General features: G+C 33.1%; 15 protein-coding genes. 7 read left to right on the plus strand and 8 right to left on the minus strand.

All coding sequences use genetic code 11. The features are described from left to right. Nucleotides 1-99: 99 nt before the first annotated feature. From ACTPNM_RS10880 to ACTPNM_RS10895, 4 genes are all read left to right on the plus strand, one after another. Nucleotides 100-963, plus strand: coding sequence for a hypothetical protein (locus ACTPNM_RS10880; RefSeq protein WP_440121796.1), 864 nt, complete (start codon nt 100-102; stop codon nt 961-963). 158 nt (nt 964-1,121) lie between these two features. After that, nucleotides 1,122-2,045 carry a hypothetical protein gene (locus ACTPNM_RS10885; RefSeq protein WP_440121797.1) on the plus strand — a complete coding sequence of 308 codons (924 nt, stop codon included), beginning with the start codon at nt 1,122-1,124 and terminating at the stop codon, nt 2,043-2,045. 58 nt (nt 2,046-2,103) lie between these two features. Continuing rightward, nucleotides 2,104-2,559: a DUF3291 domain-containing protein gene (locus tag ACTPNM_RS10890; RefSeq protein WP_440121798.1), complete on the plus strand. Its 456-nt coding sequence runs from the start codon at nt 2,104-2,106 to the stop codon at nt 2,557-2,559. 165 nt (nt 2,560-2,724) lie between these two features. Then, complete coding sequence (locus ACTPNM_RS10895; protein WP_274641314.1) at nt 2,725-3,189, plus strand: cupin domain-containing protein; 465 nt, start codon at nt 2,725-2,727, stop codon at nt 3,187-3,189. 87 nt (nt 3,190-3,276) lie between these two features. Here the strand turns inward: ACTPNM_RS10895 and ACTPNM_RS10900 are convergent, their stop codons facing one another. Further along, nucleotides 3,277-3,780, minus strand: coding sequence for an ecotin family protein (locus ACTPNM_RS10900; RefSeq protein ID WP_440121799.1), 504 nt, complete (start codon nt 3,778-3,780; stop codon nt 3,277-3,279). Nucleotides 3,781-4,573: 793 nt separating this feature from the next. Here ACTPNM_RS10900 and ACTPNM_RS10905 point away from each other — a divergent pair. The 3 genes from ACTPNM_RS10905 (at nt 4,574) to ACTPNM_RS10915 (ending at nt 7,230) form a co-directional block, all read left to right on the plus strand. Continuing rightward, nucleotides 4,574-5,206 (plus strand): NAD(P)H-dependent oxidoreductase, encoded by a 633-nt coding sequence (locus ACTPNM_RS10905; RefSeq protein WP_440121800.1) that lies wholly within the window; start codon nt 4,574-4,576, stop codon nt 5,204-5,206. Nucleotides 5,207-5,299: 93 nt separating this feature from the next. Next, nucleotides 5,300-6,484, plus strand: coding sequence for an alpha/beta hydrolase-fold protein (locus ACTPNM_RS10910; RefSeq protein WP_440121802.1), 1,185 nt, complete (start codon nt 5,300-5,302; stop codon nt 6,482-6,484). Between the two features lie 281 nt (nt 6,485-6,765). Beyond that, nucleotides 6,766-7,230, plus strand: coding sequence for a hypothetical protein (locus ACTPNM_RS10915; RefSeq protein WP_440121803.1), 465 nt, complete (start codon nt 6,766-6,768; stop codon nt 7,228-7,230). A gap of 169 nt (nt 7,231-7,399) precedes the next feature. Here the strand turns inward: ACTPNM_RS10915 and cysM are convergent, their stop codons facing one another. The 7 genes from cysM to ACTPNM_RS10950 form a co-directional block, all read right to left on the minus strand. Then, the gene (gene cysM, locus ACTPNM_RS10920; RefSeq protein WP_440121804.1) at nt 7,400-8,287 is read right to left on the minus strand and encodes a cysteine synthase CysM; all 888 of its coding nucleotides are present in this window, start codon (nt 8,285-8,287) and stop codon (nt 7,400-7,402) included. A gap of 19 nt (nt 8,288-8,306) precedes the next feature. Continuing rightward, nucleotides 8,307-9,050 (minus strand): serine O-acetyltransferase EpsC, encoded by a 744-nt coding sequence (epsC, locus tag ACTPNM_RS10925; protein WP_440121805.1) that lies wholly within the window; start codon nt 9,048-9,050, stop codon nt 8,307-8,309. Nucleotides 9,051-9,073: 23 nt separating this feature from the next. Next, nucleotides 9,074-9,409, minus strand: coding sequence for a ferredoxin (locus ACTPNM_RS10930; RefSeq protein ID WP_440121807.1), 336 nt, complete (start codon nt 9,407-9,409; stop codon nt 9,074-9,076). Between the two features lie 135 nt (nt 9,410-9,544). Beyond that, the gene (locus tag ACTPNM_RS10935; RefSeq protein WP_440121808.1) at nt 9,545-10,600 is read right to left on the minus strand and encodes an NAD(P)/FAD-dependent oxidoreductase; all 1,056 of its coding nucleotides are present in this window, start codon (nt 10,598-10,600) and stop codon (nt 9,545-9,547) included. 98 nt (nt 10,601-10,698) lie between these two features. Beyond that, nucleotides 10,699-11,274 carry a precorrin-2 dehydrogenase/sirohydrochlorin ferrochelatase family protein gene (locus ACTPNM_RS10940; RefSeq protein ID WP_440121809.1) on the minus strand — a complete coding sequence of 192 codons (576 nt, stop codon included), beginning with the start codon at nt 11,272-11,274 and terminating at the stop codon, nt 10,699-10,701. Further along, a complete protein-coding gene (gene cobA, locus ACTPNM_RS10945; RefSeq protein ID WP_440121811.1) occupies nt 11,274-12,041 on the minus strand; it encodes a uroporphyrinogen-III C-methyltransferase in 768 nt (255 codons plus the stop codon). Before cobA ends, ACTPNM_RS10940 begins: the two co-directional genes overlap by 1 nt. 13 nt (nt 12,042-12,054) lie before the next feature. After that, complete coding sequence (locus tag ACTPNM_RS10950) at nt 12,055-14,157, minus strand: HEPN domain-containing protein (protein ID WP_440121812.1); 2,103 nt, start codon at nt 14,155-14,157, stop codon at nt 12,055-12,057. Nucleotides 14,158-14,193 lie beyond the last annotated feature (36 nt).

A 14,193-nucleotide genomic window follows, 5' to 3' on the forward strand; every position in this document is an offset into this window, starting at 1 on the left:
CGTTTATCACCTTCAATACTCCGGATAAAAGTAGTTTTTGTTTTTTATAACGAGTTACCCAACATTTGAACACAAAAATTAAACACTAGATAAAAACCTATGAGTTGGGAAAGAGACAAAGACATAATTACTCAAAAATATTTTCAAGCAATTAATGTAAACAACACTGAATTATTTGGAATAATTAAAGAAAACTTATCGGAATTACAACCAATTTTACCCTTAATTGAATTTGTTATTTCTCGTTTGGAATCAGTTACGACATTATCAATCGATAATCGGATTTGGGACGCTGAAATTATATTAAGATCAGCTCTTGAGACATTTACAAAATTTCTATTTATAACAACCGCAGATAGAGAAGAGCAAACTATTCGAATAAATGAATATTGGAATTCATTGGCTGAAATAAATTCGATTAAACAATCAGCACAGGCAAAAAGAAATTTAGAACATTTAGGTAATAGTGAAATTCACAGATTAGCATATTTACCAATGATTTTACCAGCTGATAAAGAAGCTGAATTGCGTGAAAAATGGACGAAATCGGAAAGACAAAAAGTTGAACAAAAATGGTCATTTACTGAAATGATTTTTTCCATTTCAAAAAGTTATCGAGGAAAACCTTTTGAAATGATTGTGGCATTGACTCATAGTTATAGAATGAGTAGCCACGTTATGCACGGAGACGAAACTGGAATTTCGATTATAAAAGAACGAGAAAGTCGTTCAAAAGAAGATTATGAAATAGCAATGAATGGTCACTTTTTGCGATTGTTAAGTGATAGTTTCATTTACTGTGTTTTTATAGCAATTGAAACAATGGACTTTTTAAATTTAAAAGAGAATAAAAAATTCTTTTTGGAAAACCAGAAAAGTTTAGATGATATTCAAGAGTTAATAGAAAAACATCAAGGAAAAGTGTTTGAAGATCCAGATTATGACCAATATAAAACGACCTAATAAAAAACGTTGGGTAACAATGTATAACCGCAATTATTGCGGATTCGACTACGTCCGAATCCATTCGGGATTGCTAACGCCAGTGCTTAACCGAAAAATTTGCGTACTTTAACCCGTAACTGACGGTTATACGAGACCGTTAGCAAATATTAAAAGTAATGAATAGATACTTATCGATTTTCTTAATTATACTAACATTTTTTAGCTGTAAAAACAATACCATTTCATATTTCGACCAAGAACTTCCTTCTACAATCCCTAAATTATTTGCACCAACAATTGTCAATACTAACAATATCGAATTAAATGTGGTTTTTAATTATGATAATACAGAAATGTTTTTCTCAAGAATTGTAGACAATAGCTTTGTTATTAATCATTCTGAATTGATTAATGGTAAGTGGTCTGACATTAAACCAATTAAAATGTATGATGATAATGTTTTAGTTTCAGTTGCCTGTGACCCTACAATTACCAAAGACGGAAAGACAATGTATTTCCTTGGTGTCGATCCCAAGCTTTACAACAATGATGTTACCCGAGAAGAACTTTATACTATACCTCCAGACATTTATAAGAGTAAAAAAGTGAATGGCAAATGGGAATTAGCCTCTAAAGTGGACTTTTCAGTTTCCACAGAATACTTAGAAACCTATCCTGTTGTTACAGCGGATGGGAGTTTATATTTTCGTTCAAATAGACCAAATAATAAAGGAGGAATGCAGACATATCGTGCACAATATTTGGGAAATGAAAAATTTGAAACACCTATTATTATAAATATTAAGGCAGACAATAAAGAACTAATAACGTATATTTCACCAGATGAGCGGTACGCCATTACTAATGGACAAGGTAAGTTTCAAATAACGTTTAATGAAAATGGTGAATGGACAAAACCGAAAGAAATACCATTAAAATATGAAAGTAATTGGCGTTACTATTGTCCTTATATGTCTTCAGATGGAAAGTATTTTATCTATTCCAGAAGATATAATAATCCTGATAAAAAAGGATGGGCAGGAGTGGAAAAAGGAGAGGTTTATTGGGTAAATGCTGATATACTTTTCAATGTAAAATAGAATAAAACATTTGCTAACAAAGTGTAAAATGTATTAACAACATAAGAAAAAAACACCTATGAAAAAGTACCATATAGCAGAAATCAATGCAGCTCGAATGAAAGGAGTAAACATTGAAGATCCTATTATGAAAGAGTTTGTAGATAACTTAGACCGTGTAAATAATTTAGCTGAAAACAGTGACGGTTTTGTTTGGAGACTAAAAGACGAGAATAATGACGCTACAAGTTTCAATCCTTATAATGACGAACAGGTAATTATTAATGTTTCTGTTTGGGAGTCTATTGAGACTTTGGGTGATTTTGTGTACAAGACTTTTCATACAGATTTCTTGAAAAGAAGAAAAGAATGGTTTCATTCCTACGGAAAGGTGTACACCGCGATGTGGTGGGTACCAGAAGGTGAATATCCTACTATACAAGAAGCTGTTGATAAATTAGATTATCTACAAAAAAACGGTGCTTCAGAAATAGCTTTTGATTTCAGAAATAAAATTCCAATGCCAAAAGAGTAACTAACAACTTAATTCTTAGCGAAACTAGCTAATGATTGCACTTCTACGTTTTTGTTTATTATTATTCTGATTTAGTTATTATTTCCGAAGAAGATAACAAACAAGTCAATGTTATTTGAAATCTTAAATATTTTTAATTATATTAAGTAGCTAAAAATCAACAAGATGAAAACAAACAAACTAAATCTGTTAACCCTTATCCTAGCTTTTTTAGCTATCGGATTAAATGCTCAAAGTAATGGTGTTTCAAATACTGAAACTTCTATTGCTACAACTGTTAATAATAAGAGTTTGAAATGGCTTCCTGCTCCTGATTTCTTTCCTAATTGTTCTTTTACAATACTTCATGGTGATATATCTAAACCTAATTTAGATTTTTTCTTTAGAATAGAACCTAATACAGAAGTTATATATCATACACATAAATCACCTGAACGAATGATTTTAATTTCAGGAGATTTAGAAGTACAATACCAAGGAGAAAAAGCTACCGTATTAAAAGCGGGTTCTTATGCCTATGGTCCTGCAAAAAAACCACATAGGGCTAAATGTTTAAATAATGGTCCTTGTGTTTTATTTATCGCTATGGTAGATCCTTTTGATGCGGTACCTATTAAAGAAGAAAAGTAATACTTGTTATAACAAATAAGAAAAGCAGCAAATAGTATTTGCTGCTTTTCTTATACAAAGCTGTAATAAATCACAGCGCTTTTAAGTTTACTTTTGTTTTACCTCACTAGCATGATACACATCATCCTCTGCTTTAAATATCTTAAATTGAACTTCGTAACCTTCTGGTACATAAATAACAATTGGTAATTTTCCATTATACCTTACTGTTTGTGGCTGGCTAGAAATGAATTTTCTTACTGTGCTACTTTCAAAACAAGCCATTCGAGTAGATATAACTCCGCCATCAGTTTTAAAATCATAATACGAATACCCCCACCCTTTAAGATCTTTTTTCTCTATACTTCCTACAAGACCGTGCTTATTACAAGTATCTACTTCCATCCATTTTCCAATAACAAATTCTATTTTTTTCTTACTATCATTAGCTGAATGAGGAACTTCTATAACCATTTGTTTAAACCCTTTTTCTGGTTTAGGATATATTGATGCATCTATTTTTTTAAAAGAGGTTTGCCCTACAGCCATAGTAGTAATCGTTAAGAATGTTATTAAAAATAATTTGGTGATTTGCCCTGAAATTGTTCTCATAATAAAATAATTTTCCTAGAGCTTTTCAATATGTATGCCAAAAGTTAATCTAACTAGGACTTTTGTATTCATTCTTAAATCATTTACCATTCTTTTAACAACTATTAAAAGTGGTGTTAGAATACAAACACATTCTCTGCTCGTTTAAAACCTTATGCTAAATACTTAAATAATAGTTTTTTTGTTTTATTTGTTGCTATGGTTACCCTTTTGATGCAATTGCTATGAAAGAAAAATACTTGTAATCACATATTATTTTTCTTTCTTCTTTTTTTACATGCGTTTATGAGTGGCTCGACTAGAATCATGTACGACGTCACCACTACGAACAGAAGATATGCTATTCCAATTAAGGTATATAGAGTTCTCATGTAATCATTTTTAGTAACTTACATTAAAGTTACTAAATATTTAATAAAGAGCTTCTTACTAAAAGTTTCAACGTTGACTTCTGCCTTTTTAATAGAAAATTGTTTGTTAAAATTTAAAAACTAACTTTAATTCTTCTTAGGGAAAACTCAGCGTAACACGCTGATGATTCCGTTGCCTTGAGGAAAGCTCAGCGAAGTTCGCTGATGATTTCGTTGCGTTGAGGAAAGACCAGCGAAGCTCGCTGATGGTTTCGTTGCGTTGAGGAAAGACCAGCGAAGCTCGCTGATGGTTTCGTTTACTTGGATTTTCTATCCAAACTCCTTTGGGAAAGAAAAAATGTAAAAAATTGCTGAATCAACATATGTAAAGGCATTGTAACTACTCCCCTTTTAATTTTGCTGTTTTCTTAAACAATAATAGTATGACTTTAATAGACAACCTAGAATGGCGATACGCCACTAAAAAATTTGATGCTTCTAAAAAAGTTTCAATACAGCATATAGAGCTTTTAAAAAGAGCTATTCAATTAGCTCCTTCTTCTTATGGTCTTCAATTATATACCGTTTTGATTATAGAAGACAGTGCGATAAAAGAACAATTAAAAACTGTTTCTTACGGACAAAGCCAAATTACTGATGCTTCTCACTTGTTTGTGTTTTGTAATTATTCAAAGGTTACCAATGACCATATAGATGCTTATTTCTCTTTAAAATCTGAAATAGAACAGGTAGATATTTCAAACTTTAAAGGATATGCTGATTTTATTAAATCAGATGTTACGAGTAGAACTTTAGTTGAAAAGAACAAATGGACTTCTAACCAAGTTTACATTGCTTTGGGGAATTTGCTAAACGCTTGCTCAGAACTTAAAATAGATGCTTGCCCTATGGAGGGTTTTGACGCCGAAGCTTATAACAAAATATTGGACTTGAATAAGTTAGGTTTAAATGCTGCTGTAGTTGCTCCTGTTGGTTATCGCTCTGACGAAGATAGCTCTCAACACACTTACAAAGTGAGAAAACCTATAGAGAGCCTTTTTATAGAGTATAAGTAATTACCATACATGAAATATCATAGTATAACCGTACATTTTTTGTACGTTTTTTTTTATTTTCTTTTATATTCGCCGACGCTTAAAAAAAATAAAATGAGAATATTATTTACTGTACTATTAATAACTATCTTTTCAAATTTGTCATATGGACAGAGTAAGAAAGACATTATTATTGGCAAAAGATTTACTATTAAATCTGAAATACTTAATTCAGATAGAGAGATTTCAATATATCTCCCTAATTCATATAACAACAATGATTATGTAAACTATCCTGTGATTTACCTCCTTGACGGTAGGAAATTTTTTCACCCTTTCACCGGAGCTGTTACCCAAATGAGTAGTGATGCTAGCCCACAAATTCCTGAAATGATAGTAGTGGGTATTACTAGTCAAGATAGATTAAAAGATTCATCTCCTACAAGGTCCATGATAGGCTACTCCGGAAAAGAAGAAAAAGGACTAGAAATAAGTGGTGGTGCCAACGATTTTATAAAATTTATCGAGAAAGAGCTTATTCCTTATATTGATAATAACTACAGAACAAATAATTATCGAATTTTTTCGGGATATTCATTTACTGGGTTACCTATACTGCACGCTTTATTTACTAAACCCGAATTATTTAATTCATATTTGGTAATTGATTTTAGCGCTTGGTGGGATAATGAAGTTAGTCTTAAGAACCTTGAGAAATTCTTCAAAGAATATAATGGAACCTATAAAGATGTATATATAGCTACCGTAGATAGAGTAGAGAACACTGTTTACCCTGAAAAGGCTAATCTGACTTGGAGATTTATTCAAAAATTCGAGCAATTACATCCATATAACATAGGTCTAGGATATAAAAAATATGGCTATAAAGAAGAAAACCACCATACTATGCCTTTGGTTTCATTTATGGATGGTATGAAATACTTGTTTAGAGGACATATGATTAACTATGATGAAATGTATACCAACCCTACATTGATTAAAAAAAGGTTTGACAAATTATCAGATAGACTTGGGTATAAAATTTTCTTACGAGAAGATTTAGCCAATTACTTTGGCTATCAATTTTTATACACTCTCAAGGATTTAGACAAAGCTTTTTTCTATTTCAAATATAACACAGAAAATTACCCCTCATCAAGTAATGCTTGGGATAGCTTTGCGGAATTTTACATGGTAAAAGGAGATAAAAAGAAAGCTATTGAATATTATGAAAAAGCATTAGAGTTGAATACAAAAAACACTGACATAAAAAAACGATTGGAAGAACTTAAAAATTAAATACGTTGCTAACAGCGTATATAACCAATAGATAGCCTTTTTATAGGGTATAAGTAATTATCATATTTTAAATACCATAGTATAACCGTGCACATTTTGTACGGTTTTTATTTTGCTTTATATTCGCCAACGTATTACGAAAATATTCCATTTGTTATATCTAAACACACGGATAAAAGAAGTTTTTGTTCTTTTATAATAAGGTGTATTACAGTTGTTCTAGATGTAAACAGTGGTATGTTTTTTTGTCACAAGTGATTTGTTTAATTAAACCCCAAAACATGAAAAACTTATTTATTATCCTCCTATCAATTTTTACTTATTCAGCCTCTGCTCAAATTTCCTTTAACACAGGAAATACTCAATTAGATTCTGATTTGAATATCATTAACACCGATGCTAATCTAAACTTTGGAGCTTTTAAGACTCGTTTGAGCATTTCCTATAATGTTTCTGAAGGAAAAATTAAATACATGAGAGGAAGTTTAGGTATGAAGGCAGGAGAAATTTATTTGGCTCTAGAGATATCTAAATTGTCAAGAAGATCGATAGATGATATAATTACCATTTATAGAACACATAAAAATAAAGGTTGGGGATACATAGCAAAGCAAGCAGGAATAAAACCTGGTTCTGCGGAGTTCCACCAATTAAAGAATAATGCTAATTCCAAAAAGAATAAGTCTAAACGAAAAAACAAAGGAAAAGGAAAAAACAAAGGAAGAGGAAAAGGAAAATGGAAATAATGGGCTACAACACCGTTTATAAAATGTAGCTAACAAACCCTAACCCGAAAGTTTGTATATATTAAAAAAAGAATATATGCTTAAATAAAAACGGTTTTCTAATAAGATTATAATATAGAAACTCCCGCTTAAGCGGGAGTTTCTATATTATAAAATACGTAAAGACAATCTATTGAAATAAATCTGAAGATAAATAACGATCGCCTCTATCACAAATAATAGCAACAATAACTCCTTTGTCAATCGTTTTGGCTATTTCTAAAGCTGCATGTACCGCTCCTCCACTACTCATTCCTGCAAAAACACCTTCTTCTTGTGCTAGCTTTCTTGTCATGTTTTTAGCATCGTTTTCATCTAGCTCTACCACTTGATCCACCTTACTTTTGTTAAAGAATTTTGGTTGGTATTCTGGCGACCACTTACGAATTCCAGGTATTCTAGCTCCTTCTTTAGGTTGTGCTCCTACAATTTGTACCTCAGGGTTTTGTTCTTTTAAATAAGTAGACACTCCCATTATAGTTCCTGTAGTTCCCATCGCCGATACAAAATGAGTTACTTCTCCTTCTGTATCGTTCCATATTTCTGGACCTGTAGTTTTATAATGTGCTTTCCAGTTATCAGTATTTTCAAACTGATTTAACATAAAATAGCCTTTTTTATAGCGTAGTTCTAAGGCTACATCTCTAGAACCTTCAATACCTTTTTCTGCATCCGTTAAAATAACCTCAGCTCCGTAAGCACGCATAGTTTTAACACGCTCTTCTGTAGAATTTTCTGGCATTACCAATACCATATTTACTCCTAAAACTTTTGCCATGAGTGCTAACGCAATTCCTGTGTTTCCACTAGTTGCTTCTACTAAATAATCTCCTTGACGAATATTTTTCCTTTTAATAGCTTCAGCAATCATATTAAACGCCGCTCTATCTTTTACGCTTCCGCCAGGGTTATTTCCCTCTAGTTTTAATAATAGTTTTACACCTTCTTTTTGAAGAATATTTGAAACTTCTATTAGTGGCGTATTCCCTATACTATCTATAATTGTTTTAGTTTTCATGGTTAATTTGGTACCTACATCATTTAACATAGGATTTTCTAGTGGTTATTTTATTTTCTGACTCATAGGTTACAATAGATCCTTCGGGTACAGAGGTGGTTACGCAAACATTTGCACCTATTACGCTATCTTTTCCTATCACTACATCGCCTCCTAAGATAGTTGCATTGGCATAAATGGTTACATTATTTTCAATCGTTGGATGTCTTTTTGTGGATGCTAATTCTTTTTTAACTTGAATTCCTCCTAAAGTAACTCCTTGGTATATTTTTACGTTTTCTTTAATAATGGTGGTTTCTCCAATAACAATTCCTGTTGCATGATCTATAAAAAACGAATCGCCAATTGCTGCTCCTGGATGGATGTCTGTTCCTGTTAACCCATGCGCATATTCACTCATCATTCTTGGTAAAATAGGAATTTCCATTTTATACAATTCATGACTCAATCGATACACAGCAATCGCATGAAAACCCGGATAGGCTAAATACACTTCTCCTAAGCTTTTACAGGCAGGATCAGTTTTTTCAAATGCTTTGGCATCTAAATCTAACTTTTCTCGTATTCCACAAAATGTTTGTTGGTATACAGCCCATGCTTCTGGAGCATTTTTAATAGCTAAGCCATTTAAAATTTTTTCAAACTTCTCTTTTAAATGGTTTGCTTTTTCTTGACATACATCATTAAACAATGCGTAAAATAATTGTTTTGTAAAGTTTTCTACATCATCTTTTAATGATAAATCGTATTGTTTGAATTGCATTTACTAATTTTTTACAAAAATAACTAACTTTCAGGAGCTAGCTCAACTTCAAGTCCTTCTAATTCAGATGTCATTTGAATCTGGCATCCTAATCGGCTATTTTCTTCTACATGAAATGCTTCTGCTAGCATCGCATCTTCATCATCGTTCATTTCTGGCAATTCATGATTCGATTTCACATAACATTGACAAGAGGCACACATGGCCATTCCTCCACAGATTCCAATAGTTCCTTCAGGAGCTAATTCGTATGATCGAACTACTTCCATTAAGTTCATTGCCATATCTGTCGGAGCAACTACCTCATGCATTACACCTTCCCGGTCTGTTATTTTTATATTGATGTCTTGATTATCCATTTGTAACAATTTCTTAAAGGAATCAGTAGTTAGGTGGCTATTTTAGTTTTGTTGGTGAAGGAGTTCTTACTTAAAACTTGTAATTACAACAAACTTATCCGCTCAGTTCCTAACTACTTTCATCCTAATCCCCAATTATTGAATTGCTTTTACTACCGCTTTTGGTGCTTCTTTTCTTGTTCCGTCGAAACCGTCTACACCGCCAACAGTGGTATACTTCATCACATATTTTTTATCTGGATGGATACGTTGGTAAGCACTTTGACACATTAGTGTTGCTTCATGGAATCCACACAAAATCAATTTTAGTTTACCTGGATAGGTATTTACATCTCCAATTGCATAGATACCATCTACATTCGTTTGGTAATCTAACGCATTGTTTACTTTAATAGCATTCTTCTCAATTTCTAATCCCCAATTGGCAATAGGACCTAACTTTGGCGCTAATCCAAATAATGGAATAAAATGATCAGTATCTATCATGTAAGGTTCTTTCCCTTTTTCTTCTACCACAACACCTGTTACATGATTTTCTCCTAATACTGCTTTTACCTCAGCAGGTGTAATTAAGTTTATCTTTCCTAAATTCTTTAACTCTTGAACTTTTTCTACAGAGTCTAACGCTCCTCTAAATTCATTTCTTCGGTGAATTAAGGTTACCGATTTTGCTACATCTGTTAAGAAAATAGACCAATCTAAAGCAGAATCTCCTCCTCCAGCAATAACTACATCTTTATCACGATACAGTTCTGGTTCTTTAATCATATACTCAACTCCTTTGTCTTCAAAGTCAGCAATATTTGGAATCGGTGGTTTACGAGGTTCAAAACTTCCCAATCCTCCTGCAATAGCTACCACAGGTGCTTGGTGTTTGGTTCCTTTATTGGTGGTTACGATAAACGTTCCGTCATCTTGTTTTTCGATGGTGTCAGCACGTTCCCCTAAAGTAAATCCAGGTTCAAACTGCTTGATTTGTTCCATCAAGTTCTTTGTTAAATCTCCTGCTAAAATTTCTGGATATGCTGGAATATCGTAAATAGGTTTCTTTGGATAAATTTCTGAACATTGCCCACCTGGTTGTGGTAAGGCATCAATTAAATGACAACGTAATTTTAACAATCCTGCTTCAAAAACGGTAAATAGCCCTGTAGGACCTGCTCCAATAATTAATATATCTGTTTGTATCATGTTCTTATTATTTTGTCATTACGAGGTTTCCAATGAATTGGAAAACGAAGTAATCTGTTTATCGACTAACAGATTGCTTCACTTTGTTCGCAATGACGTTACTTCACTAAACTCTCTGTCAGTTTATTTAATGTTTCTACTTTATGTTCAAAGTTTCCTTTGATGGTTTTTCTATAACTATTTAGGTTTTGTACTAATTGATTGATGTCTTCTGGAATTACTTCTTCAAAAAACTGACGCAATCTTTTAGCAGTTGTTGGCGACTTTCCATTGGTTGAAATAGCTACTTTTACGTTTCCTTTGGTTACAATTCCGCCCATATAAAAATCACAATACGGTGGATTATCTGCCACATTCACCAAGATATTCTGACTTCTACAGTCTTTATACACTTGTATGTTTACCTCTGGAACATCGGTAGTCGCAATTACCAAATGTTTTCCTTGTAAATAGGTGTCATTATAACTATCTGTTATTCTCGTAACTTTACCTTTTTGAGCCATAGCAATGGTTTCTTCTCTAAAAAAAGGAGCTACCATGGTTACCTCAGCATCTGGACTCGATTTTAATAAAAATCGTAGCTTTTCTTCTGCAACAAAACCTCCTCCAACTATAAGGACTTTCAAGGTTGCTGTTTTTAAAAAGATAGGATATAGATTATTTCTTTCTTCCATTATACCACCTCTTTTAAAGCTACTTCTTGTTGTACTTGATGTAATTGTTGTCTGTGATTTACTACGTCTCCTAATACAATAATAGCAGGATTACTCAAGTTATTTTTAGCTACCACCTCTTCGATGGTATCTACAGTACCGATTCCTATTTTTTCTTCAGGAGTAGTTCCATTTTGAATAATTGCAACAGGTAATTCATTCTTCCCTTCTTGCTTAAAAAGCTGAATGATTTCAGAAAGCTTACCCATTCCCATTAAAATAACAACCGTTGCACTTGATTTTGCAGCCAAGGCAACATCATTAGATAATTGATGCTGTTTGGTAGTTCCTGTAATTACCCAAAAACTTTCTGAACTTCCTCTTTTTGTTAAGGGAATGTTCTGATAAGCTGGTACTGCTAAGGATGATGAAATTCCTGGAACTACAGCTACTTCTAATCCGTGTTTAGCTGCATACTCCATTTCTTCTGCTCCTCTACCAAAAATGAATGGGTCACCTCCTTTTAAGCGTACCACATGTCCGTGTGAAAATCCTCTTGCGACAATTAACTCATTAATTTGTTCTTGTTGATAACGGTAACATCCTCTTCGTTTACCTACAAAAATTAATTCTGCATTCGGATTTACATACCCTAACAGTTCGTTGTTTACCAACGCATCATACAACACCACATCAGCTTGCTCTAATGCTTTGATGGCTTTTAAGGTGATTAAATCAGTATCTCCTGGTCCTGCACCTACTACGGTTAATTTCGGTTGATTTTTCATTGGACTCTCCTTTTTAACTTTCTACGGCTACTTTTCTGTAGGCATCAATTGTTTTGTAAAATGATGATGCTTCTTCTAAATACTTTTTTGCAAAAGCTTCCGTAGGTTCATTTTTATTGATTTGATAAATCAACTCTGCAAATGAACTTGATAATTCTATTTTATTTGTTGCTACAAACAGTTCGTCAAAATTGGTAATGATTCCTGCTTGTGTATTCGTTTTTGCTCCTTCTGCTGTTAACAAGGCTTTGGCAGTGTTAACCATTGCTGCATAAGCGTGGTAAATACTATCTGACCATTGTTTACTGTTTAATGCATGTGTTGCATTTTCTAACTTTTCTTCGCTTTCAAAAAGTAAAGTTGCTACTAAGTCGATTACCACTCCAGCACATTCTCCTACTCCTATCGCTTTTACATAATTTTTATCGTGTCCCCAATCAATAAAGTCGTCTTCTGTTAAATTGGTGGTGTCTGATAATTCTTTTAATAGCTCATAGAAATATGTTTTTCCTTGTCTATCGTAATAGTTTAAGAAGTCTTCATCTGCTTGTTTATGGCTTTCGAAGTCGTTTAATAAGATTCGTAAAGATTCTGGTCCTCTTTTACTTGGTATTTTTATCAACTTATCAGCAAAACGTCCATTTCCTTGTCCTAAAACTCCTCCTCCAACTAATACTTGTAAGGCTGGTGCTAACAACTTTCCTACTTTTATAGACATTCCTTGAAAACCAATATGTGCCATGTTGTGTTGTCCACAAGCATTCATACATCCACTAATTTTAATGGTAATGTCTTTATTATTTACATACTGCGGATATTCTGCTTTTAACACACGCTCTAACTCAGCCGCTATTCCTGTACTACTAGCAATACCTAGGTTACAAGTATCTGTTCCAGGACATGCAGTAATGTCATTCAAACTGTTATATCCTGCCTCTGCAAAACCTAACTTATGTAATTCTGTATAGAAAAATGGTAAAAACTCTTCTCTTACGTGACGAATCAAAATGTTTTGACGTAGCGTAAAGCGTAACTCATTTGCTCCATATTTCTTGATTAAATCAGCTAACAAACGTGCTTTATCTGTATAAAAATCTCCTAAATGTACTTTAATACCTATCGCATATAATCCATCTTGTTTTTGCTTAAAAACATTCGTTGATTTCCAACTTTGATACGCTTCTTTATCTTCTATAACTACAGATGGAACTTCGATCGTTTCAAAAACAGGATTTTGCTCAAAATCGGTAGTATTAATTGGATACGTTTTATACGCCAATGCTGCTCTTTCTTCAGCTACTAATTCTAGAAAAGCATCTACTCCTAAATCTTTTACCAAGAATTTTAAACGGGCTTTGGCTCTTTTAGCACGCTCTCCATAACGATCGAACACACGTAAAACACCTTCGATAGTTGGTATCAATAAATCTGCTTCTAAAAATTCATAAATTACATCTGCATGACGTGGTTGTGAACCTAATCCTCCAGCTAATAATACCTTGAATCCTTTTACTTCTTTACCGTCAACTGTTTTCGTTTTAGCAATGAATCCTAAATCGTGAATAAAACTCAATGCGGTATCTTCTTCTGTAGCAGAAAAAGACATTTTGAACTTTCTTCCCATTTCCTGACAGATTGGGTTGCGTAAGAAAAACTGGAAAGTAGCGTGTGCATACGGTGTTACATCAAACGGCTCTTTCGGATCGATTCCCGCAGTTTCTGAAGCCGTAACATTTCGTACAGCATTACCACATGCTTCACGCAACGTAATATCGTCTTTCTCTAACTGTGCCCATAATTCTGGGGTTCTATCTAAACTTACGTGGTGAATTTGAATATCTTGGCGTGTGGTAATATGTAAACGTCCTCTTGAATATTCATCAGAAACATCTGCAATTCTGTGTAATTGTTCACTTGTAACTTTACCATACGGTAATTTAATACGAATCATTTGTACTCCAAATTGGCGTTGACCGTAAACTCCTCTGGCTAAACGTAAACTTCTAAAACGTTCTTCATCTATTTTTCCTTCGTTAAACAAACGTATTTTACGTTCTAACTCTAGGATATCTTTTTCTACTAAAGGGTTTTCTATTTCTGATCTAAAACTTTGCATCTGTTTTACTAGTTGTTTGCTTATAAAAGCGTTGAT

Origin of the sequence: Tenacibaculum sp. Ill (assembly GCF_051938915.1) — a bacterium.
Lineage (GTDB): Bacteria > Bacteroidota > Bacteroidia > Flavobacteriales > Flavobacteriaceae > Polaribacter > Polaribacter larymnensis.

What these genes read in the sequence shown, in the direction of transcription:
- ACTPNM_RS10935 (WP_440121808.1), bottom strand. Translation starts at nt 10,600, where the DNA reads ATGATACAAACAGATATATTAATTATTGGAGCAGGTCCTACAGGGCTA.
- ACTPNM_RS10890 (WP_440121798.1), top strand. Translation starts at nt 2,104, where the DNA reads ATGAAAAAGTACCATATAGCAGAAATCAATGCAGCTCGAATGAAAGGA.
- ACTPNM_RS10940 (WP_440121809.1), bottom strand. Translation starts at nt 11,274, where the DNA reads ATGGAAGAAAGAAATAATCTATATCCTATCTTTTTAAAAACAGCAACC.
- ACTPNM_RS10900 (WP_440121799.1), bottom strand. Translation starts at nt 3,780, where the DNA reads ATGAGAACAATTTCAGGGCAAATCACCAAATTATTTTTAATAACATTC.
- epsC (WP_440121805.1), bottom strand. Translation starts at nt 9,050, where the DNA reads ATGCAATTCAAACAATACGATTTATCATTAAAAGATGATGTAGAAAAC.
- cobA (WP_440121811.1), bottom strand. Translation starts at nt 12,041, where the DNA reads ATGAAAAATCAACCGAAATTAACCGTAGTAGGTGCAGGACCAGGAGAT.
- ACTPNM_RS10880 (WP_440121796.1), top strand. Translation starts at nt 100, where the DNA reads ATGAGTTGGGAAAGAGACAAAGACATAATTACTCAAAAATATTTTCAA.
- ACTPNM_RS10950 (WP_440121812.1), bottom strand. Translation starts at nt 14,157, where the DNA reads ATGCAAAGTTTTAGATCAGAAATAGAAAACCCTTTAGTAGAAAAAGAT.
- ACTPNM_RS10895 (WP_274641314.1), top strand. Translation starts at nt 2,725, where the DNA reads ATGAAAACAAACAAACTAAATCTGTTAACCCTTATCCTAGCTTTTTTA.
- ACTPNM_RS10910 (WP_440121802.1), top strand. Translation starts at nt 5,300, where the DNA reads ATGAGAATATTATTTACTGTACTATTAATAACTATCTTTTCAAATTTG.
- ACTPNM_RS10915 (WP_440121803.1), top strand. Translation starts at nt 6,766, where the DNA reads ATGAAAAACTTATTTATTATCCTCCTATCAATTTTTACTTATTCAGCC.
- ACTPNM_RS10905 (WP_440121800.1), top strand. Translation starts at nt 4,574, where the DNA reads ATGACTTTAATAGACAACCTAGAATGGCGATACGCCACTAAAAAATTT.
- ACTPNM_RS10885 (WP_440121797.1), top strand. Translation starts at nt 1,122, where the DNA reads ATGAATAGATACTTATCGATTTTCTTAATTATACTAACATTTTTTAGC.
- ACTPNM_RS10930 (WP_440121807.1), bottom strand. Translation starts at nt 9,409, where the DNA reads ATGGATAATCAAGACATCAATATAAAAATAACAGACCGGGAAGGTGTA.
- cysM (WP_440121804.1), bottom strand. Translation starts at nt 8,287, where the DNA reads ATGAAAACTAAAACAATTATAGATAGTATAGGGAATACGCCACTAATA.